At 72.3% G+C, this 20,759-nt stretch carries 14 protein-coding genes and 1 riboswitch; of the genes, 3 read left to right on the top strand and 11 right to left on the bottom strand.

The window, feature by feature from the left end:
* Positions 1 to 121 precede the first annotated feature (121 nt).
* Positions 122 to 1,048: a LysR family transcriptional regulator gene (locus tag ABZ990_RS02030; protein WP_361223798.1), complete on the top strand. Its 927-nt coding sequence runs from the start codon at positions 122 to 124 to the stop codon at positions 1,046 to 1,048.
* Between the two features lie 105 nt (positions 1,049 to 1,153).
* On the opposite strand, the gene ABZ990_RS02025 is transcribed toward ABZ990_RS02030, so the two are convergent.
* The 4 genes from ABZ990_RS02025 to ABZ990_RS02010 all read right to left on the bottom strand — a co-directional run bounded on the left by ABZ990_RS02025 (position 1,154) and on the right by ABZ990_RS02010 (position 7,151).
* Positions 1,154 to 1,804, bottom strand: coding sequence for a thymidine kinase (locus tag ABZ990_RS02025; protein ID WP_361223796.1), 651 nt, complete (start codon positions 1,802 to 1,804; stop codon positions 1,154 to 1,156).
* A gap of 155 nt (positions 1,805 to 1,959) precedes the next feature.
* The gene (locus tag ABZ990_RS02020) at positions 1,960 to 3,168 is read right to left on the bottom strand and encodes a nucleotide pyrophosphatase/phosphodiesterase family protein (RefSeq protein ID WP_361223794.1); all 1,209 of its coding nucleotides are present in this window, start codon (positions 3,166 to 3,168) and stop codon (positions 1,960 to 1,962) included.
* A complete protein-coding gene (locus ABZ990_RS02015; RefSeq protein ID WP_361223792.1) occupies positions 3,168 to 3,770 on the bottom strand; it encodes a DUF5998 family protein in 603 nt (200 codons plus the stop codon). Before ABZ990_RS02015 ends, ABZ990_RS02020 begins: the two co-directional genes overlap by 1 nt.
* Positions 3,771 to 4,097: 327 nt before the next feature.
* Positions 4,098 to 7,151 (bottom strand): GNAT family N-acetyltransferase, encoded by a 3,054-nt coding sequence (locus tag ABZ990_RS02010; RefSeq protein ID WP_361223789.1) that lies wholly within the window; start codon positions 7,149 to 7,151, stop codon positions 4,098 to 4,100.
* A gap of 214 nt (positions 7,152 to 7,365) precedes the next feature.
* On the opposite strand from ABZ990_RS02010, the gene ABZ990_RS02005 reads away from it, so the two are divergent.
* On the top strand, positions 7,366 to 7,647 hold the full coding sequence (locus tag ABZ990_RS02005) for an HPr family phosphocarrier protein (RefSeq protein WP_361223786.1): 282 nt from the start codon (positions 7,366 to 7,368) through the stop codon (positions 7,645 to 7,647).
* Positions 7,648 to 7,947: 300 nt separating this feature from the next.
* Here the strand turns inward: ABZ990_RS02005 and ABZ990_RS02000 are convergent, their stop codons facing one another.
* The 3 genes from ABZ990_RS02000 to ABZ990_RS01990 all read right to left on the bottom strand — a co-directional run bounded on the left by ABZ990_RS02000 (position 7,948) and on the right by ABZ990_RS01990 (position 11,916).
* Positions 7,948 to 8,718: a M23 family metallopeptidase gene (locus tag ABZ990_RS02000; protein ID WP_361223784.1), complete on the bottom strand. Its 771-nt coding sequence runs from the start codon at positions 8,716 to 8,718 to the stop codon at positions 7,948 to 7,950.
* 12 nt (positions 8,719 to 8,730) lie between these two features.
* Positions 8,731 to 8,894, bottom strand: a riboswitch (cyclic di-AMP (ydaO/yuaA leader).
* 278 nt (positions 8,895 to 9,172) lie between these two features.
* Positions 9,173 to 10,570, bottom strand: coding sequence for a pitrilysin family protein (locus ABZ990_RS01995; protein ID WP_361223781.1), 1,398 nt, complete (start codon positions 10,568 to 10,570; stop codon positions 9,173 to 9,175).
* Positions 10,567 to 11,916, bottom strand: coding sequence for a pitrilysin family protein (locus ABZ990_RS01990; protein ID WP_361223778.1), 1,350 nt, complete (start codon positions 11,914 to 11,916; stop codon positions 10,567 to 10,569). Before ABZ990_RS01990 ends, ABZ990_RS01995 begins: the two co-directional genes overlap by 4 nt.
* 189 nt (positions 11,917 to 12,105) lie before the next feature.
* Between ABZ990_RS01990 and ABZ990_RS01985 the strand changes: the two genes are divergently transcribed.
* Positions 12,106 to 14,568, top strand: a complete 2,463-nt coding sequence (locus ABZ990_RS01985; RefSeq protein ID WP_361223775.1) for a DNA topoisomerase IV subunit A — start codon at positions 12,106 to 12,108, stop codon at positions 14,566 to 14,568.
* 144 nt (positions 14,569 to 14,712) lie between these two features.
* Here the strand turns inward: ABZ990_RS01985 and ABZ990_RS01980 are convergent, their stop codons facing one another.
* The 4 genes from ABZ990_RS01980 to ABZ990_RS01965 form a co-directional block, all read right to left on the bottom strand.
* Positions 14,713 to 15,756, bottom strand: a complete 1,044-nt coding sequence (locus tag ABZ990_RS01980; RefSeq protein WP_361223773.1) for a GTP-binding protein — start codon at positions 15,754 to 15,756, stop codon at positions 14,713 to 14,715.
* A gap of 278 nt (positions 15,757 to 16,034) precedes the next feature.
* Complete coding sequence (locus tag ABZ990_RS01975; protein ID WP_361224430.1) at positions 16,035 to 17,627, bottom strand: cation acetate symporter; 1,593 nt, start codon at positions 17,625 to 17,627, stop codon at positions 16,035 to 16,037.
* Positions 17,628 to 17,638: 11 nt separating this feature from the next.
* On the bottom strand, positions 17,639 to 18,202 hold the full coding sequence (locus tag ABZ990_RS01970; RefSeq protein WP_361223770.1) for a DUF485 domain-containing protein: 564 nt from the start codon (positions 18,200 to 18,202) through the stop codon (positions 17,639 to 17,641).
* 281 nt (positions 18,203 to 18,483) lie between these two features.
* Entirely contained in the window at positions 18,484 to 20,601 is a 2,118-nt protein-coding gene (locus ABZ990_RS01965; protein WP_361223768.1) for a DNA topoisomerase IV subunit B, read from the bottom strand.
* Between the last annotated feature and the right edge of the window lie 158 nt (positions 20,602 to 20,759).

The following is a 20,759-nucleotide window of genomic DNA, read 5'->3' as shown; positions in this document are numbered from 1 at the left end:
CTCATGCTTCGATGAGCCGGGCTCATCGATCGGCCTGCCCGGCCGGTCGCCCGAACCGGGCTTCCGGGCACCGGGGTTGAGGCCGAAGCCGACACGAAGAGAAGGGAAGCGAGGGAGCGACATGAGCACGGGCAGTCTGCACATCCGTGAGTTGGAGGCATTCCTCGTCCTCGCCGAGGAGTTGCACTTCGGCCGGGCGGGCGAGCGGCTGTACGTGTCCCAGAGCCGGGTCAGCCAGCTGCTCCGGTCGCTGGAGGGCCGGATCGGCGCCCCCTTGGTGGAGCGGACGAGCCGCCGGGTGAGTCTGACCCCGCTCGGTGCGTCGTTCCTGTCCGCGCTGCGTCCGGCGTACGAGTCGCTGCGCGCGACGGTCGACGAGGCCCGGGCCGCGGCCCGGAGCGTCGGCGGGGTGCTGCGGATCGGCTTCCAGGGAACGGTGGACGGCCATCTGGCCCGGGCCATCGCCCGGTTCGAGGAACGCCATCCGGAGTGCGCGACGGAGGTGGTGGAGATCGCGCTGTCCGATCCGTTCGGGCCGGTGCGGCGCGAGGAGGTGGACTGCGCGGTGGTGCTACTGCCGGTGGCGGAGGACGACTTGGCCCTCGGGCCGGTGTTCTCGCGACAGCCGCAGACCCTGGCACTCTCCGCCCGACACCCCCTCGCGGCGCGGGAGTCGGTCTCGGCGGAGGAACTGACGGGACTACGGCTGATCGGCGTCCACGACACCGCGCCCGCGTACTGGCGCCTGGCGCAGGCCCCGCGCGAGACCCCGGCCGGCCGCCCGATCCCGCCCGGCCCCACCATCAACACGCTTCAGGAGGCCCTCTCGCTCGCGGCGGCGGACCGGGGAGCACTGCTGCTCTGCCGCTCGACGGCCGGATACCACGCCCACCACGCCTCCCTCGCCTACGTCCCGGTCGAGGGCCTTCCCGACTCCCGGCTCGGCCTGATCCTCCCCCGCACGAACACCACTCCGAGCGCGCGGGCCTTCGCCGAGGCCCTCGCCCATTCCCTCGCCGAGACGCCGCCCGATCACTCGACTCACTGAAGAGCGATCACTTCTTCGCCGGACGGATTCACCAAAGGAAAACGCCGCACCCCCGACCTGACGTCGGCGGCACGGCGGCGGAACGGCGGCGGAACTCCCTTAATGTCAGGCGTGGTTGACGGGCAGGACGTCCGGGGAGAGAGCGCCCGCGCGGGCCGTGGCGCTCGTCACCCGGCGGCGGTGGTGCCGGCGGCAGAGGACCTCGTAGCCGATCTGCTCCGCCGGCCGGTTCACGTCGCCGACGACCACCTGGGCGCCCTCCACGACCATCTCGCCGCTCACCGTACGGGCGTTGTGCGTGGCGCGGGCGCCGCACCAGCACAGGGCCTCGACCTGAAGCTGCTCGATCCGGTCCGCCAGCTCGATCAGCCGCTGCGAGCCGGGGAAGAGCTTGGTGCGGAAGTCCGTGGTGATGCCGAAGGCGAAGACGTCCATGTCGAGGTCGTCCACGATCCGGGCCAGCTGGTCGATCTGCTCCGGCGCCAGGAACTGGGCCTCGTCCACGATCACGTAGTCCGCCCGGCCGCCCTTGGAGAGTTCGGTGACCAGGTACGCGTACAGGTCCATGCCCTCGGACGCCTCGACGGCCTCCGTCACCAGACCCAGCCGGGACGACAGCTTCCCCTCGCCCGCGCGGTCGTCGCGCGTGAAGATCACGCCTTGGAGCCCGCGGGCCGACCGGTTGTGCCCGATCTGGAGCGCCAGAGTACTCTTCCCGCAATCCATGGTGCCGGAGAAAAATACCAATTCGGACATGGAAGGACGGGGACCTTTCGGGATCGGAAAGCTGCGGAACGGCAGAGCGGCGGAACAGTGGGCAGCGGACGGCGGACGGCGGACGGACGGAGCAGCGGGCAGGCGGAGCGGCGGGAGGGCGCGGGGCACGCGCGAAAACGGCTGCCCCGTCCTCCTCAGGTACGTACTTCGAGGAGCGGAACCAACTGCTCCGCCGGCGTCATGGACCCGTGCATGCCCGTCATCGCGGACTCGTTCGGCTCGTTGAGGGACGCGGTGATGGCGATGTCGCCGTCCGCGGCCGCGGCGACGACGTCGCCGATCCGGCCGTACACCCGCTCGTCGACGTGCTCGCCGAACCAGCCGAGCGCGATGGCCTCGTCGCGGCTCGCCACCCAGAAGCGGTCGCCGATGACCTCGCGCCAGCAGGTGAGGACGTCGGCCTCGGCCCCGGGGACCGCGTAGACGTGCCGGGCCCGGCCCTCGCCGCCGAGCAGGGAGACGCCGGCGCGCAGCTCCCAGTCCTCGTCGAAGTCGATCCGGTGGTCCTCGTCGAAGGGGATGTCGACCATGCCGTGGTCGGCGGTCACGTACAGCGCCGCGCGGGGCGGCAGCTGCTCGGCCAGCCGCTGGGCGAGCCGGTCGACGAACATCAGCTGGCCGCGCCAGGCGTCCGAGGAGACGCCGAAGCGGTGCCCGGCCCCGTCGAGTTCGCTGTAGTACGTGTAGACCAGCGAGCGGTCGCCGGCGGCGAGCTGCTCGGCGGCGAAGTCCACGCGCTCCTCGCCGGACAGCCGTCCGTGGAAGCTGCCGCCGCTCAGCGCGATCTTCGTGAGCGGGGTGTCCGAGAAGATCGGCGAGGAGACCTGGGCGGTGTGGATCCCGGCCTCGTGGGCGAGCTGGAAGACGGTGGGGTACGGCTGCCAGACCCGCGGCGGGGTCCAGGGCTTCCAGCGGAGCTGGTTCATCAGCCCGCCGGTGTCCGGGTCGCGCACCGTGTAACCGGGCAGACCGTGGGCGCCGGGGTGCAGACCGGTGCCCACCGAGGCGAGCGAGGTCGCGGTGGTGGCGGGGAAGCCCGCGGTGAGGGGGCGCCCGGTGCCGCCGCGCGAGCCGGCGAGCAGCGAGGTGAGGAACGGGGCCTCGTCGGGGTGGGCCTTGACCTGTTCCCAGCCGAGCCCGTCGACCAGGAAGACACAGACCCGGTCGGCGGGCGCCAGCTCGGCGATCCGCGACTCGAAGCCGGGTACGCCCTGCCCGGCCACGAGCGTGGGCAGCAGGTCGGCGAGGGAGCCGCTGCCGTACTCGGGCAGCGGCGCGGTGGCGGGGTCGAGCGGGATCGGGTCGTCCGGCCAGCCCTGGGCGATGGCGGTGGGCTGGGCCATCAGCGGGCGGTGGAGGTCGACGCGGTGGCCTCGGAGAGGGCCTGGGCGAAGGCGAGCGTCTGCCGGACGGTGTCCGGGCCGTCGCCCGCGTCGCTGACCCGGAGGCTGAGGTCGTCGGCGGTGGCGTTGCCGGTGTAGCCGTGGTCGGCGTCGCAGTTGGGGTCGCCGCAGGCGGCCGGCTCCAGGTCGATCCGGGAGACGGCGCCCCAGCCGATGGTGAGCACGACCTCGCGGGGCAGGGTGCCCGGGGTGTACGACTCGGGGTTGGCGACCATGCGGCTGACGACGACCGAGGAGATCCGGTCCAGGTTGAGGGACTCGGTGGACGTCGTGGCGTACGGCGTCGGGGAGCCGCTGTCGGCGGCCTGCTCGTCGGTGTGGCTGACGATGAAGCGGTTCGCCGTCAGGACCAGGACGGTGACGTGCCGCCGGACCTCGTTCGCGTCGAACGTGGTCTCCTGATGCACCACGTACGACTTGACGGCCTCGCCGCCGACGGCGGACTCCACCGCCTCGGCCACGAGGGCCGGGTAATAGCCGCTGCGCTCGATCGCCGTGCGCAGCCCCTGGGTCGTCGTACCGGTCTTCGCCATGGACTCCATCCTAATCCGTGGGCAAGGACGGCTTGGCCCGCCGGACGGGCGGCCGGGGCCGTTCGGCGGCGCGAGGGCTGTGACTTCCGACTCCCCGCCGGGCGTGTGGGGGCAAACCGGGCTCGGTCGGGCGGACGCGCGCCGGTTCGCACGCCGGATCAGAAGCACGTCAGGACTACACCGGGACCACACCGAAGCCGCGCCAGGGCCTCGTCGGAACCGGAACCGGATCAGGACCGGACCAGGAGGAGGTGCGCCCCGGCGAGGGAGTCCCGGTCGGCGCGGGGTCCCGGGCGGCGGGAGTGGTCGGAGGTGGTCAGGGGCGGTCGGGAGCGGTCAGTAGGAGGGGAGGCGGCGCGGGCCGAGGTCGGTGACGGGCGAGGGCGGGGGCGGGGCCAGGCGGACGCTGGCACCGAGCACGGACAGACCGCGCGGGGCGACGACGACGGGTTCGAGGGAGAGGGCGACGACCTCGGGGTGGTCGTCGACGAGCCGGGAGACGCGCAGCAGCAGCTCTTCGAGGGCGGCGGTGTCGACGGGCGCCGAGCCGCGCCAGCCGAAGAGGAGGGGCGCGGTCCGGATGGAGCGGACGAGGTCGGCGGCGTCCCGGTCGGTGGCGGGGACCAGCCGGTGGGACATGTCGCCGAGGAGTTCGGAGGGGGCGCCGGCCAGGCCGAAGGAGAGGACGGCGCCGACGGCGGGGTCGATGGCGGCGCGGACGACGGTGTCGACCCCGCGCGGGACCATCGCCTGTACGACCGGCTGGAGCTCCTCGGGCTTGCCGAGGGCCTCGGTGAGTTCGGCATATGCCGTACGCAGCTGGCCCTCGGTGGCCAGGTCGAGCCGTACGCCGCCGAGGTCGGGGCGGTGGCGCAGATGGGGCGCGGTGGTCTTGAGGGCGACCGGGAAGCCGAGGCGGGCGGCGGCCCGGACGGCCTCGTCGGGGCCGGGGGCGGGCAGGGTCGGCAGGACCCGGATCCCGTAGCGGCCGAGAAGGTCGACGGTCTCGTCGCCGTCGAGGGTGACCCCGCGCGCGTGGGCGTCGCGCTCGCGCAGGACGCGGGCGATGAAGTCGGCGGCGCCGGGTTCGTCGATCCGGTCGAACTCGGGAACCCGGCCGGGGTCGGCGGCGGACCGGCGACGCCAGTCGGCGTAGCGGACGGCCTCGGCGAGGGCGCGCACGGCGCGTTCGGCGGCGGGGTACGCGGGGATGGCGCCGGGTACGGCGACCGGTTCCGCGGTGTCCTGCGGCCCGGCCGATTCCGGGGTGGCCGGTTCCGGGGTAGCCGGTTCCGGGGTAGCCGGTTCCCGGCCCGCGACCCGCGAGGCGGCCGGAACCGGTGGGGCGGCGGGGGCCGGCGGGACTGCCGGGGCGGATGGCACGGCAGGGGCGGGCGACACGGCGAGGGCCGCCAGGGCCGCCGTGGGGTCCGTCGGCCGGCCGGCGCTGGGCCGCGTACGGGTGGCCGCGGACAGGGCCTCCGCCAGCGCGCCCATCTCCACATGCACGACGACGACCGGCTTCGCGGGGCCGGGTGCGGCGGCGACGGCCGAGCGCAGGGCCGCGGCCAGCACATCGACGCCGCCGGACGCGGCGGCACCGCCCGGCGTACCGGCCTCGCCGCCCGTCGCGCCGGCCGTTCCGCCGATACCGTCCTCGCCCACGCGCGGTATGGCCGTGACGACCACCGCGTCGCAGCCGTCGTCGGCGAGGGCCGCCGCGAGCGCGGCGCGGAAGCCGTCCGGGGTGGCGCCGGTCGTCAGGTCGAGGGGCCGCTGTGGACGCAGCCCCTCGGTGAGGCAGGCATCGTAGGCCAGCAGACCCAGCGATTCGGAGTTGCCGAGGATGGCGACCCGGGGGCCGGCCGGCAGCGGCTGGTCGGCGAGGAGCAGACCGGTGTCGACGAGTTCGGTGATGGTGTCGACGCGGATGACTCCGGCCTGCCGCAGTAGCGCGGAGACGGTGGCGTACGGAACCCGGGTGACCGGGACCCGGTGTCCGGGCGGGGCGCTGCCGCTGTGCCGGGCCCCCTTGACCACGACCACGGGCTTGACGGCGGCGGTCCGGCGGGCGAGCCGGGTGAACTTGCGCGGGTTTCCGATCGACTCCAGGTACAACAGGACGACATCGGTGGCGGGGTCGTCGTACCAGTGCTGGAGCAGGTCGTTGCCGGAGACATCGGCGCGGTTCCCGGCGGAGATGAAGGAGGAGACGCCCGCGCCGTGCCGGTGCAGACCGGCGAGCAGAGCGATGCCGATGGCACCGGACTGGGCGAAGAGACCGATCCGGCCGGCGGCGGGCATCTGCGGGGCGAGCGAGGCGTTCAGCCGGACGGACTCGGCCGTATTGATGATCCCGAAGGCGTTGGGACCGATGATCCGCATGCCGTACGAGCGGGCCTGGCGCACCAGGGCGCGCTGGCGTTCACGGCCCTCGGCGCCGCTCTCCGCGTATCCGGCGGACAGGACGACCAGTCCGCGTACGCCGTGCTCGCCGCAGTCGGCGACGGCCGCGGGCACCTGGTCGGCGGGGACGGTGACGACGGCGAGGTCGACCGGCTCGCCGATGTCGGCGAGCCGGCGGCAGGCCGGAGCGCCCTCCAGGGTGTGCGGCCCCTCCCCCAGGTTCTTGTTCACGGCGTGGACGGTGCCCCGGTAGCCGGCGGCGACGAGGTTGCGCAGCACGGTCCGGCCGACCCCGCCGGGCGCGCGGCCGACGCCGATCACCGCGACCGAGCCGGGGGCGAGCAGCCGCTGGACGGAGCGGGACTCGGCGCGCTGTTCGCGGGCGCGCTGCACGGCCAGGGAGCGGTCGGTCGGCTCCAAGTCGAGGTGGAGGCGGACCGAGCCGTCCTCGAAGCTGCGCTTCTGGGTGTAGCCGGCGTCCGTGAAGACCTTGATCATCTTGGTGTTGGCGGGCAGCACCTCGGCGGCGAACCGGCGGATCCCGCGCTCGCGGGCGACGGCCGCGATGTGTTCCAGCAGGGCGGAGGCGACCCCGCGGCCCTGGTGGGCGTCCTGGACGAGGAAGGCGACCTCGGCCTCGTCGGCGGGCGCCGAGGCGGGCCGCCCGTCGGGGGCGATGCGGTCGTAGCGGACGGTGGCGATGAAGTCGTCGCCCACGGTGGCGGCGAGCCCGACCCGGTCCACGAAGTCGTGGTGGGTGAACCGGTGGACGTCCTTGGCGGACAGCCGGGGGTAGGGCGCGAAGAAGCGGTAGTACTTCGACTCGTCCGACACATGCTCGTAGAAGCCGACCAGCCGGTCGGCGTCGTCGGCGGTGATGGGGCGGATGCGCGCGGTGCCGCCGTCCCGCAGGACCACGTCCGCCTCCCAGTGGTCGGGGTAGGCGTGTTCCGGCTGTGCGGGCTGTTCCGACGCGCTCTGCATGGGGAAAGACTACGACCGGCGCGGGGCCGTGACACGAGTGGTGACACGGGTCGCGGCGGAGCCGTGGCACCGGTCGCGCGGCGGGCGGGCGCCGGGCACTGTGGGGAGGGCCGGACGGGGCACCCCAGGGGCTGCCCGGCGGTTCTAGGCCGGGTCTCCCGCCACCCGTGAGAGACTGGTCTAGACAACCGCTGAGAGTTGAAGGGCAACCACTATGGCTGAGCGCCGCGTCAACGTCGGCTGGGCCGAGGGCCTGCACGCCCGCCCCGCCTCCATCTTCGTCCGTGCCACCACGGCCTCCGGCATCCCCGTGACGATCGCCAAGGCCGACGGCAGCCCGGTCAACGCCGCGTCCATGCTCGCGGTGCTCGGCCTGGGCGCCCAGGGCGGCGAGGAGATCGTGCTCGCCTCGGACGCCGAGGGCGCCGAGATCGCGCTCGACCGCCTCGCGAAGCTGGTCGCCGAGGGCCTCGAAGAGCTGCCCGAGACCGTCTGACCCGTCCGCCGCCACCCCGCCGTCACCCGACGACAGTCCGACGACAGTCCGGCGGCGGTTCGGCTGTTCAGCGATTCAGCGACGAGAGCCGCGCCCCTCCAGCTCCTCCGGAGGGACGCGGCTCTTCGCATGTCCGCGCCCAGCGCGCCACGCCCCGTGCGCACCCCACGCACCGCGCCCCCGGCACCGCGCCCCCGCGCACACCGAAGCCCCGGCTCCTTCGAGCCGGGGCTTCGTCACGTGGTGCGCCGCGCGCGATCGCGGGATGCGATCATCCGCCGGGCTGTCCGGGGGCGACCGTCAGACGGCCACGCCGCGGGCCCGCAGGTACGAGATCGGGTTGATGTCCGTGCCGTACTCCGCACCGGTGCGGGCCTCGAAGTGGAGGTGCGGGCCGGTGGAGTTTCCGGAGGATCCGGAGATGCCGATCAGCTCGCCCGGGGTGACCTTCTGGCCGACGTACACGCGCAGGGCGGAGAGATGGCCGTACTGGGTGTACGTGCCGTCGTTCATCCGGATGACGATGTTGTTGCCGTACGCGCCGCCCCAGCCGGCCTCGACGACGGTGCCCGAGCCGACCGAGACGACCGTGGTGCCGTACGCGGCGTGGAAGTCGATACCGGAGTGGTGGCCGGAGGACCACAGCGCGCCGCCGGTCTGGTAGCCGGTGGAGACGTACGAGCCGGCAACGGGGAGCTGGAAGGAGGCGAGGCGCTTGCGCTCGGCGTCACGGGCCGCGCGCTCCTTGGCCTCGCGGATCTCCTTGACGCGCTGCTCGGCCTTGCGCTTCGCCTCGGCGGCGGCCTTGGCGCGGGCGGCGGCCTGGTAGGCCTGCTTCTCCTGGGCGGCGGCCTGGGCGTCGACGTGCTTGGCGAGGGACTCCTCGGTGACCACCCGGGTGAGGCCGGTGTCCTCCAGGGAGCCGTCCTCGGTGTCGGCGGCGAGCGCCGGAGAGGCCAGAGAGCCGATGACGCCGGCACCGGCGAGGGTCGCCGCGCCGGCGATGCCCGCGCCGCGGCGCGCCATCCGGCTCGGAGCACGATGCTTCCCGGTGGCACGGGTGAACGCCATGAAAAGGCTGGTCCTTTCCTTCCCTCTCGCCTACCGGGTTAGCTGACGGGTTCGGAGCAGGAAGGTCTCCTACGGGCCCCTCCGCGAGAGCGAAGGCGTCCGATTCACCCCAGGGGACGTGAGGGGTCCCCGGCTCCCCAGGCTCGCGCCTGACGGGGACTCGGCGATGGCTGCCCGGTGCCGCGGACGCGGCGTCGTACAGGGGCGGACAGCCGCATCGACGCTAGGCCGATCATCTGTCCATCGCCAAACAGAGGCGCCTCATTGTTATTCATGCCACAGGGCATTCGACCTCACAGGCCATCAATTCGGACATAGGGAAGGACCCTGACGAACCGGGTCGTCAGGGTCCTTCCCTCAGCCGTCCACACCGTCGGCCCGGCCGAGCCCGCGGGATCGGCCGGGCCGGCCGGGTCAGGTCGGGTCAGGTCGGTCGGGTGAGTCGGTCGGCCGCTCAGCCGGTGACGACCGTCACCTCGCCGATCCCGAGGGCCCGCACCGGCTCCTCGATCTGTGCCGCGTCACCGACGAGCACGGTGACCAGCCGGTCCACCGGGAAGGCGTTGACCACGGCGGCCGTGGCCTCGACCGTGCCGGTCTCGGCCAGGCGCGCGTACAACTGCCCCTGGTAGTCGTCCGGGAGGTGCTGCTCGACCTGGTCGGCGAGCGTGCCCGCGACGGAGGCCGCCATCTCGTACTTGAGCGGGGCCACCCCCACCAGGTTCTGCACGGCCACATCGCGCTCGGCGTCCGTCAGACCCTCGGCGGCCAGGGTGCGCAGCACCTTCCACAGGTCGTCGAGGGCCGGGCCGGTGTTCGGCGTGTCGACCGAGCCGGTGATGGCCAGCATCGAGGCACCGTGGCCCTCGGCGTCGGAACGCACCACCTGGCCGAAGGCACGTACCCCGTAGGTGTAGCCCTTCTCCTCGCGCAGGACGCGGTCGAGCCGGGAGGTGAGGGTGCCGCCGAGGCAGTACGTGCCGAGCACCTGGGCCGGCCAGACCTGGTCGTGGCGGTCGGCGCCGATACGGCCGATGAGCAGCTGCGTCTGAACGGCGCCGGGTCGGTCCACGATGACGACCCGTCCGGTGTCGTCGGCCGTGATGCCCCGCATGGGACGCGGCGCGGCGGGCGCCCCGGTCCACGCGCCCAGGGTCTCGGCGAGCAGCTTGTCCAGGTCGACCCCGGTCAGGTCGCCGACGACCACGACGGTGGCGGCGGCGGGCCGCAGGTGCGCGTCGTAGAAGGCGCGCACGGCGGCGGCGTCGATCGCCTCCACCGTCTCCTCGGTGCCCTGGCGCGGCCGGGACAGGCGCGTACCGGCCGGGAACAGCTCCTTGGAGAGCTGCTTGGCCGCCCGGCGGGCCGGGTTGGCCGCCTCGTGCGGGATCTCGTCGAGCCGGTTGCGCACCAGGCGCTCGATCTCGGACTCGGCGAACGCGGGCGCGATCAGGGCCTCGGCGAGCAGGCCGAGCGCCTTGGGCAGCCGGGAGACCGGGACCTCCAGGGAGACCCGTACGCCGGGGTGGTCGGCGTGCGCGTCGAGAGTGGCGCCGCAGCGCTCCAGCTCGGCGGCGAACTCCTCGGCGGAGCGCTGGTCGGTGCCCTCGGACAGGGCCCGGGCCATGATCGTGGCCACGCCGTCCAGGCCCTCGGGCTCGGCCTCCAGCGGGGCGTCGAGGGACACCTCGACGGCCACCACCTGCTGGCCGGGGCGGTGGCAGCGCAGCACGGTCATCCCGTTGCCGAGCGTGCCGCGCTCCGGGGCCGGGAAGGCCCAGGGCTTGGCGAGGCCCGGCTGGGGCTGCGGGTGGAACGTCATGGTTGCCAAAGACGCGGCGGCCTCGGTCACTGGTCCGCTCCCTCTTCCTCGTCGCTGTCGCTGTCGTCGGCGCCGTCGGCCGTCACCGGCTCGTAGACCAGGACGGCGCGGTTGTCCGGGCGCAGTCGCGCCTGGGCGACCTCCCGGACCTCCTCGGCGGTGACGTCGAGGACCCGGTGCACGGCGGTGAGCGCGAGCTGCGGGTCGCCGAACAGCACCGCGTACCGGCACAGTTCGTCGGCGCGGCCGGCGACCGTGCCGAGCCGGTCCAGCCACTCGCGCTCCAGCTGGGCCTGGGCGCGCTCCATCTCCTCGGGCGTCGGGCCCTCGGCGGCGAAACGGGCCAGCTCCTCGTCGACGGCCTTCTCGATCGCCGGGACCTCGACACCGCCGGATGCCTTGACGTCCAGCCAGCCGAGCGAGGGCGCGCCGGCCAGCCGCAGCAGGCCGAAGCCCGCGGCGACGGCCGTGCGGTCGCGGCGGACCAGCCGGTTGTGGAGACGGGAGGACTCCCCGCCGCCCAGGATGGTCAGGGCCACGTCGGCCGCGTCGGACTCCCGCGTGCCGTCGTGGGGCAGCCGGTAGGCGGCCATCAGCGCACGCGCCGGGACCTCCTCCTCGACTACCTCGCGCAGCTGCCCGCCGATGACGTCCGGCAGCGAGCCGTCGCGGGGCGCGGGCTTGCCGTCGTGGCCGGCGATGGAGCCGAAGTACTTCTCGACCCAGGCCAGGGTCTGCTCCGGGTCGATGTCGCCGACGATGGAGAGCACCGCGTTGTTCGGCGCGTAGTACGTGCGGAAGAAGCTCCGCGCGTCCTCGAGGGTGGCCGCGTCCAGGTCGGCCATCGAGCCGATCGGGGTGTGGTGGTACGGGTGGCCCTCGGGGTACGCGAGGGCGGTCAGGCGCTCGAACGCGGTGCCGTACGGCACGTTGTCGTAGCGCTGGCGGCGCTCGTTCTTGACGACGTCGCGCTGGTTCTCCATGGACTCGTCGTCCAGGGCCGCGAGCAGCGAGCCCATGCGGTCGGCCTCCAGCCAGAGCGCGAGCTCCAGCTGGTGCGCGGGCATGGTCTCGAAGTAGTTGGTCCGCTCGAAGCTCGTCGTACCGTTGAGCGAGCCGCCGGCGCCCTGCACCAGTTCGAAGTGGCCGTTCCCCTTCACCTGGCCCGAGCCCTGGAACATCAGGTGCTCGAAGAGGTGGGCGAGTCCGGTGCGGCCCTCGACCTCGTGGCGCGAACCGACGTCGTACCAGAGGCAGACCGCGGCGACCGGGGTCAGGTGGTCCTCGGAGAGCACCACCCGCAGGCCGTTGGCCAGCCGGTGCTCGGTCGCAGTCAGGCCGCCGGAGCCGGCCTCGGCCTCAGCCGTGTGACCCATGGGCATGTACGTCCCTTCGATCGCGATCGGGAAAAAGTCCTGCCACTGTATGCAAGCGCGCCGCCACCTCGCGAAGTTCCCGTACCTCTCGGATGTCCCTCTTCCGGGTCGCGGTCGGCATTGTCCGTGGCACGGTCCACAATGGTCGGCGTCAGATCAGCCCATGTTGGTGAAGGAGCCGCAGCCGCGATGGCCCGCCGCAGCACGAAGACACCGCCGCCGGACGAAGCGTTCGAGGAGCGAATCCTCGACATCGATGTCGTCGACGAGATGCAGGGTTCCTTCCTCGAGTACGCGTACTCGGTGATCTACTCCCGTGCGCTGCCCGACGCCCGCGACGGCATGAAGCCGGTGCAGCGCCGCATCGTCTACCAGATGAGCGAGATGGGCCTGCGGCCCGAGCGCGGCTTCGTGAAGTGCGCGCGCGTGGTCGGCGAAGTCATGGGCAAGCTCCACCCGCACGGCGACGCGTCGATCTACGACGCGATGGTCCGCATGGCACAGCCGTTCTCCATGCGGCTGCCCCTCGTCGACGGCCACGGCAACTTCGGTTCGCTCGGCAACGACGACCCGCCGGCCGCCATGCGGTACACCGAGTCGAAGATGGCCCCGGCCGCACTCCTGATGACGGAGTCCATCGACGAGGACACCGTCGACTTCGCCCCGAACTACGACGGCCAGGAGCAGGAGCCGGTCGCGCTGCCTGCCGCGTACCCGAACCTGCTGGTCAACGGCGCCTCGGGAATCGCGGTCGGCATGGCGACCAACATGCCCCCGCACAACCTGGGCGAGGTGATCGCGGCCGCCCGGCACCTGATCCGCCACCCGAACGCGGACCTCGACGCGCTGATGCGCTTCGTGCCCGGACCGGACCTGCCGACCGGCGGCCGGATCGTCGGCCTCGCCGGCATCCGGGACGCCTACGAGTCGGGCCGAGGCACCTTCAAGATCCGCGCGACGACCACCATCGAGACCGTGACGGCGCGCCGCAAGGGCATCGTCGTCACCGAACTCCCCTTCACGGTCGGCCCCGAGAAGGTCATCTCCAAGATCAAGGACCTGGTCGGCTCGAAGAAGCTCCAGGGCATCGCCGACGTCAAGGACCTCACCGACCGCAACCACGGCCTGCGCCTGGTCATCGAGGTGAAGAACGGCTTCGTGCCGGAGGCCGTCCTGGAGCAGCTGTACAAGCTGACGCCCATGGAGGAGTCCTTCGGCATCAACAACGTGGCGCTGGTCGACGGCCAGCCGCTCACACTGGGCCTGCGGGAACTGCTGCAGGTCTACCTCGACCACCGCTTCGCCGTGGTCCGGCGCCGCTCCGAGTTCCGCCGCGCCAAGCGGCAGAGCCGGCTGCACCTGGTCGAGGGCCTGCTCGTCGCGCTGCTCGACATCGACGAGGTCATCCGGCTCATCCGCGAGAGCGACAACTCGGCGGAGGCCAAGCAGCGTCTGATGGAGCGCTTCTCGCTCAGCGAGATCCAGACGCAGTACATCCTCGACACCCCGCTGCGCCGGCTCACCAAGTTCGACCGGCTGGAGCTGGAGGAGGAGCGCGACCGCCTCACCGGCGAGATCGACGAGCTGACGCAGATCCTCGAATCCGACACGGAGCTGCGCAAGCTGGTCTCGACGGAGCTGGCGGCCGTCGCGAAGAAGTTCGGCACCGACCGGCGCACGGTCCTGCTGGAGTCGGCGGGCTCGCCGAAGACGGCCCCGGCGATGGCCCTGGAGGTCGCGGACGACCCGTGCCGGGTGCTGCTGTCCTCCACCGGCCTGCTGGCCCGTACGGTGACCGAGGGCCTTCCGGCCGACCACGACGGCAAGCGCGCCAAGCACGATGTGATCGTCTCCTCGGTGGCGGCCACCCAGCGCGGCGACATCGGCGTGGTGACCTCGGCCGGCCGGCTGCTGCGGATCGCCGTCATCGACCTCCCGCAGCTGCCGGACACGGCCGCCGCGCCGAACCTGGCGGGCGGTGCGCCGCTCACGGAGTTCCTGACCCTGGAGGCGGACGAGACGGCGCTGTGCCTGACCACTCTCGACGAGTCCTCGCCCGGCCTCGCGCTCGGCACGCTCCAGGGTGTGGTCAAGCGGGTCGTGCCGGACTATCCGGCGAACAAGGACGAACTGGAGGTCATCGGCCTCAAGGACGGCGACCGGGTCGTCGGCGCGACCGAACTGCGCACCGGCGAGGAGGATCTGGTCTTCATCACCTCCGATGCCCAGTTGCTGCGCTACCAGGCCTCCCAGGTACGGCCACAGGGCCGCCCGGCCGGCGGTATGGCGGGCATCAAGCTGGCGGAGGGCGCCGAGGTCCTGTCCTTCACGGCGGTGGACCCGGCGGCGGACGCGGTGGTGTTCACGGTGGCCGGCGCGACCGGCACCCTGGACGCCTCGGCCGGCACCTCGGCCAAGCTGACCCCGTTCGACCAGTACCCGCGCAAGGGCCGGGCCACCGGTGGTGTGCGCTGCCAGCGGCTCCTGAAGGGCGAGGACCTGCTGATCCTGGCCTGGGCGGGCGCCACCCCGGCCCACGCCGCCCAGAAGAACGGCACCCCCGTCGAACTCCCGGCCCCCGACCCGCGCCGCGACGGCTCGGGCACGCCGCTGGCGAAGCCGGTGGCGGTGCTGGCGGGACCGCCCAGCTAGGGAACCGCTCTCCGCGTATGCGCGACGCCCCCTGTTCCCTCGCGGGTACAGGGGGCGTCGCGGGTGCGGGTGCGGGACGGGTACGGGTGCGGGACGGGTACGGGTGCGGGACGGGTGCGGGACGGGTGCGGGACAGGCAGGCTCTCAGGCCGGCGCCTCGGCCTCGTCCGGCTGCGGCACGTACCGCAGCACCCCCCACATGCTCTGCTCGTCGGGCGTGTCGTCCGGACCGGTCTGCTCGCAGGCGGCGAGGTCCGCGCGCAGCGCGGCGGCGTCGACTCCGCTGCCGATGAGGACGAGCTGCGTCAGCCGCTCCTCTCCGGCGGGCCAGGGCTCGGGGTGGAAGCGCAGAAAACGGCCCACCGCGTGGACGGTGTAGCGGTGTTCCGGGTCGGCGGCGCCGAAGTCGACGAAGCCCTTGATGCGGTAGAGGCCCTCGGGGCGGGAGTCCAGGAAGGTCATCAGACGGCGCGGATGCAGCGGAACCGCCGTACCGAGCGACACCGTGTCGTAGGCGGCGTGCGGATGGGCGTGCTCGTCCCCGTACAGGATGTCCTCGATGGACATCTGTCCGGCGATCTCGCCGTCCGGCACCACCCTGTCGAAGAGCAGCTCCGGGTCGATCCGCCCGTGCGCCGTCTCGACGATCGCCGCCCGCGTCGCGAGCCCGGTGACCGTCTCCCGTACGGCGGCCAGTTCCGCCGGTGCGAGCCGGTCGGACTTGTTGACGACGACGAGGTCGGCGACGGCCAGATGGCGGTCGGTCTCCGGGTGGCGGGCGCGGGTCGCGGCGAACTCGGCGGCGTCGACGACCTCGACCAGCCCGCCGTAGACGGCGCGCGCGTTGTCGCTGGCCAGCACCATCCGGACGAGTTCCTGCGGCTCGGCGAGCCCGCTGGCCTCGATCACGATCACGTCCAGGCGCAGCTCGGGACGGGTGAGGACCTCCAGGTAGGTGTCGAGCTCGCTCGCGTCCACGGCGCAGCACAGACAGCCGTTGCCGAGCGAGACCGTGGATCCGACCTGCCCGGCGACGGTCATGGCGTCGATGCCGATGTCGCCGAAGTCGTTGACCATGACCCCGATCCGTGTGCCGCGCGCACCGCGCAGCAGATGGTTGAGCAGGGTGGTCTTCCCCGCCCCGAGAAACCCGGCCAGGACGACGACGGGGATCGGCTGGGTGGTCAAGGGTGGTGCCTCCGGGCCATGGGTGCTTACGGGTGGTGCCACGGTCGGTGCCCGCGACCGCGAAGCCCCAAGGATAGGCACGCCGCACGGCCCGGCCGCCCGCTCGCCCTGTGACCAGGCCCGATGCTCCCCCGGCGCCCTCCCCTCCCCTTCCCCTGGCCCGGCCCTGGCCCTGACCCCGGATACGGCTCCGGATACGGCACATCGCCGAGCGGACCGGTGTCGACCGGTGACTCGCTCGGCGATGTGTTCCCGGACACGGCCCGGGGAGGGGTGGATCAGACGGCCCCGGCGCCGGTGAGCGCCCGGACCTCGGTCTCGGCGTGCTTGGCCTCGTCCGCCGGCTCGGACGAGGTGACGGTGCCGAACCAGCCCGCGAGGAAGCCGAGCGGGATGGAGACCAGACCCGGGTTCTCCAGCGGGAAGTAGGCGAAGTCCACGCCGGGGAAGAGCGATTCGGGGCTGCCGGAGACGACCGGCGAGACCACGACGAGCAGGACAGCGGGGAGGAGTCCGCCGTACACCGACCAGACCGCGCCCCGGGTGTTGAACCGCCGCCAGAACAGCGAGTAGAGCACCACGGGCAGGTTGGCCGAGGCGGCCACGGCGAAGGCCAGGCCGACGAGGAAGGCCACGTTGAGATCGCTGGCCAGGAGGCCGAGGCCGATCGCGGCGACGCCGATGCCGGCGGCGGCCAGCCGGGCGATGGTCACCTCGCTGTACTGCTTGGCGTTCGGGCGGCGCAGCGTGGCGTAGAGGTCGTGGGCGACCGACGCGGAGGAGGCGAGGGTGATGCCGGCGACCACGGCCAGGATGGTGGCGATGGCGACGGCCGCGACGACGGCGAAGAGGATGGTGCCCCCGGTGGAGCCGGGGCCGCCGCCGAGGTCGAGGGCGAGCAGCGGTACGGCGGTGTTGCCGGCCGCGTTGGAGGCGTGGACGGTGTCGGGGCCGACCACGGCCGCGGCACCGAAGCCGAGCACGATCGTCATCAGGTAGAAGCCGCCGATGAGGCCGATGGACCAGACGACGGAGTGGCGGGCGGCCTTGGCGGTGGGCACCGTGTAGAACCGGGACAGGATGTGCGGGAGTCCGGCGGTGCCGAGGACGAGGGCGACACCGAGGCTGACGAAGTCGAGGCGGGCGGTCCAGTCCCGGCCGTAGAGCAGACCGGGGCCGAGGAAGTCCTCGCCGTGGCCGCTGCGTTCGGCCGCGACGGCGAGCAGCTCGTTGAAGTTGCCGTGGAACCGGATCAGGACGAGCACGGTGAGGGCGATCGTGCCGAGCATCAGCAGGACGGCCTTGACGATCTGGATCCAGGTGGTGGCCCGCATGCCGCCGAGCGACACGTAGACGACCATGAGCGCGCCGACCCCGATCACGGTCCAGGAGCGGGCGGCGCCGCTGGTGCCGCCGAGGAGCAGGGCGACCAGGCTGCCGGCGCCGACCATCTGGGCGACGAGGTAGAGCACCGACACGGTGACCGAGGAGGAGCCGACGGCGATACGGACGGGACGCTCGGCCATCCGGGAGGCCACGACGTCGGCGAGGGTGAAGCGGCCGCAGTTGCGCACGAGTTCGGCGACCAGCAGCAGGACGACCAGCCAGGCGACGAGGAAGCCGACGGAGTACAGCATGCCGTCGTAGCCGAACAGGGCGATCAGACCGGAGATGCCGAGGAAGGAGGCGGCGGACATGTAGTCGCCGGCGATGGCGAAGCCGTTCTCCATGGGCGAGAAGAGGCGCCCGCCGGCGTAGAACTCCTCGGCGGAGCCCTGCCGGTTGCGGCCCGCCCAGGTGGTGATGGCGAGGGTGACCACGATGAAGACGCTGAACAGCACCAGTGCCAGGGCCTGGTGGTCACCGGTGATCTGGTCTCCGGTCATGACCGCGCCCCCCGGGTCATCTGCTGGGTGTCCCAGCGCAGTTCGAGGGCGGCCTGGTCCCGGCGCCGCCGGGCGTTGCGGACGTACGCCCAGGTGAGCAGGAAGGTGGAGGCGAACTGACCGAGTCCGGCGAGCATCGCGACGTTGACCGCTCCGGCCACGGGGTGGGCCATGACACCGGGGGCGGCGGTCGCGGCGATCACGTACGCCAGGTACCAGAGGAGGAAGGCCACGGTGGCGGGGAAGACGAACCGGCGGTACCGGCTGCGTACTTCCTGGAAGGCGGGACTGCGTTGGACCTCCAGGTAGATGTCCGCCGTGCTGTGCACCCGCTGGCGCGGGACCCTGCCGGACGGGTCCAGGACACCGGCCCCGATTCCGTCGTGCTCCGTGTCGTCGTGGGCCCGGCCGGCGAACGCCGCGGCTCCGTATCCGTCGCCGCCGTGTCCCTCGCTGTCGGGGGTTTTCCCGTCCGGCTCGCCCCATGGGGCGGCCAGCGCGTCGTACCAGGGGTCGTCGATCCGCACCGTCGCGGCGTCGCGCCCGTCCTGCTTCTCCACCGGTGAACTCTCCTTGGTCAGCGAACCCTTTGGGCCGCGTGCCCAAGGATGGACAGAGCGGGCGCATCCTGGACGCTTCTCCTGGATTCTTCACACCATTAGGTGATCAAGGCGCCCTTGCGCCTGACCGGTGCCGTCCGACAGTCGTATCGGAGGAGACACGGGAGAGGGACATGGGAGGGATCGCGGGGAGACACGCCCGAGGCCCCCGGCAGTCGGATGCCGGGGGCCTCGGAGCGGGTCGTGCCGCGGGGTGGTGCCGTACGCCGAAGGGGCGGGCGTCAGGCGTCGATGCGGGAGCGGTCGAGGGTCGCCGCGGAGCTGGTGATGAACTCCTTGCGGGGGGCCACGTCGTTGCCCATGAGGAGGTCGAAGACCGTCTCGGCCGCTTCCAGGTCGCCGATGTTGATCCGGCGCAGGGTGCGGTGGCGGGGGTCCATGGTGGTCTCCGCCAGCTGGTCGGCGTCCATCTCGCCGAGGCCCTTGTAGCGCTGGATGGAGTCCTTGTAGCGGACCCCCTTGCGCTGGAACTCCAGCAGGGTCTGCCGCAGCTCGTTGTCCGAGTACGTGTACACGTACTTGTCCTGGCCCTTCTTGGGCTGGACCAGCTCGATGCGGTGCAGCGGCGGCACGGCGGCGAAGACGCGCCCCTGCTCGACCATGGGCCGCATGTAGCGCTGGAACAGGGTCAGCAGCAGGGTGCGGATGTGGGAGCCGTCGACGTCGGCGTCGGTCATCATGATGACCTTCCCGTAGCGGGCCGCGTCGATGTCGAAGGTGCGGCCCGAGCCCGCTCCTATGACCTGGATGATCGCTCCGCACTCGGCGTTCTTCAGCATGTCCGAGACCGAGGACTTCTGGACGTTGAGGATCTTGCCGCGGATCGGGAGCAGCGCCTGGAACTCGCTGTTGCGGGCGAGCTTGGCGGTGCCGAGCGCGGAGTCTCCCTCGACGATGAAGAGTTCGCTGCGCTCGACGTCGTCGCTGCGGCAGTCGGCGAGCTTGGCGGGCAGCGAGGAGGATTCCAGGGCCGTCTTCCGGCGCTGCGCCTCCTTGTGCTGACGGGCCGCGATGCGCGTACGGGCGGCGGCGACGGCCTTCTCCAGGACCGCGCGGGCCTGTGCCTTGGCGTCGCGCTTGGTGGAGGTCAGGAATGCCTTGAGTTCCCTGGCGACCACGTTGGCGACGATCCGGCGGGCCGCGGAGGTGCCGAGCACCTCCTTGGTCTGCCCCTCGAACTGCGGCTCGGCGAGCCGGACCGTGACGACCGCGGTGAGGCCCTCCAGGGCGTCGTCCTTGACGATGTCGTCCTCGGCGACGCGCAGCATCTTGGCGGAGCGCAGCACCTCGTTGACGGTCTTGGCGATCGCCTGCTCGAAGCCGGAGACGTGCGTACCGCCCTTGGGGGTGGCGATGATGTTGACGAAGGACTTCACCGTCGAGTCGTAGCCGGTGCCCCAGCGCAGGGCGACGTCGACGCCGAGTTCGCGGGTGACCTCGGTGGGGGTCATGTGGCCTCGGTCGTCGAGGACCGGGACGGTCTCCTTGAAGGTGCCCTGCCCGGTGAGGCGCAGCACGTCGCAGACGGCCTTGTCCTGGGCGAGGAACTCGCAGAACTCGCTGATGCCGCCGTCGAAGCGGAAGGTCTCCTCGCTCTTGCCCACGCCGTCCAGGTCGCGCTCGTCGCGGACGACGATGGTGAGACCGGGGACGAGGAACGCGGTCTGGCGGGCCCGCTGGTGCAGCGTCTCCAGGGAGAGCTTGGCGTCCTTGAGGAAGATCTGGCGGTCGGCCCAGTAGCGGACCCGGGTGCCGGTGCGGGTCTTGGGGACGCGCTTGCCCTTGAGGAGGCCGCCGGACGGGTCGAACGGGCTGTCCGCGCCGGACTCGGTGAAGATGCCGGGGACGCCGCGGCGGAAGCTGAGCGCGTGCGTGGCGCCGTCGCGGTCGACCTCGACGTCGAGCCGGGCGGAGAGCGCGTTGACCACGGAGGCGCCGACACCGTGCAGACCGCCGGAGGCGGCGTAGGAGCCGCCGCCGAACTTGCCGCCGGCGTGCAGCTTGGTCATGACGACCTCGACGCCGGACAGACCGGTCTTGGGCTCGACGTCGACCGGGATGCCCCGGCCGTTGTCCCGGACCTCGACGGAGCCGTCGTCGTGGAGGACGACGTCGATGTGGTCGCAGTAGCCACCGAGGGCTTCGTCGACCGAATTGTCGATGATCTCCCAGAGGCAGTGCATCAGTCCACGGCTGTCGGTGGACCCGATGTACATACCGGGGCGTTTACGGACGGCTTCGAGCCCCTCGAGGACGAGCAGGTGCCGCGCGGTGTAGTTGGAACCGTCACGGTCTGCGGTCAGCAGCGCACTGGACGGCACGGACGTATCGGCGGTCACGCGGTTCGCTCCTCGCTGAATTTGAAATCTGGCCCGGTGGGGTAAGGCCCGTCTTCGGTTACCGGTCAGAGGGTACCGATGCCTGGTAGGGCCGTTGTCACGCCACCCTCCTGATTCCTCATGCTAGTCCAGAGTCGCATGAGTGTTCGATCCCTCGA

Source organism: Streptomyces sp. NPDC046203 (assembly GCF_040646255.1).
In the GTDB taxonomy this organism is placed as follows: Bacteria; Actinomycetota; Actinomycetes; order Streptomycetales; family Streptomycetaceae; genus Streptomyces.
Note: the sequence above shows the minus strand (reverse complement) of the source record. Positions and strands in the feature narration are given on the sequence as shown.

Excerpts from the sequence above, each read along its gene's own strand:
- ABZ990_RS02030 (WP_361223798.1), top strand. The coding sequence starts at position 122 with ATGAGCACGGGCAGTCTGCACATCCGTGAGTTGGAGGCATTCCTCGTC.
- ABZ990_RS02025 (WP_361223796.1), bottom strand. The coding sequence starts at position 1,804 with ATGTCCGAATTGGTATTTTTCTCCGGCACCATGGATTGCGGGAAGAGT.
- ABZ990_RS02020 (WP_361223794.1), bottom strand. The coding sequence starts at position 3,168 with ATGGCCCAGCCCACCGCCATCGCCCAGGGCTGGCCGGACGACCCGATC.
- ABZ990_RS02015 (WP_361223792.1), bottom strand. The coding sequence starts at position 3,770 with ATGGAGTCCATGGCGAAGACCGGTACGACGACCCAGGGGCTGCGCACG.
- ABZ990_RS02010 (WP_361223789.1), bottom strand. The coding sequence starts at position 7,151 with ATGCAGAGCGCGTCGGAACAGCCCGCACAGCCGGAACACGCCTACCCC.
- ABZ990_RS02005 (WP_361223786.1), top strand. The coding sequence starts at position 7,366 with ATGGCTGAGCGCCGCGTCAACGTCGGCTGGGCCGAGGGCCTGCACGCC.
- ABZ990_RS02000 (WP_361223784.1), bottom strand. The coding sequence starts at position 8,718 with ATGGCGTTCACCCGTGCCACCGGGAAGCATCGTGCTCCGAGCCGGATG.
- ABZ990_RS01990 (WP_361223778.1), bottom strand. The coding sequence starts at position 11,916 with ATGGGTCACACGGCTGAGGCCGAGGCCGGCTCCGGCGGCCTGACTGCG.
- ABZ990_RS01985 (WP_361223775.1), top strand. The coding sequence starts at position 12,106 with ATGGCCCGCCGCAGCACGAAGACACCGCCGCCGGACGAAGCGTTCGAG.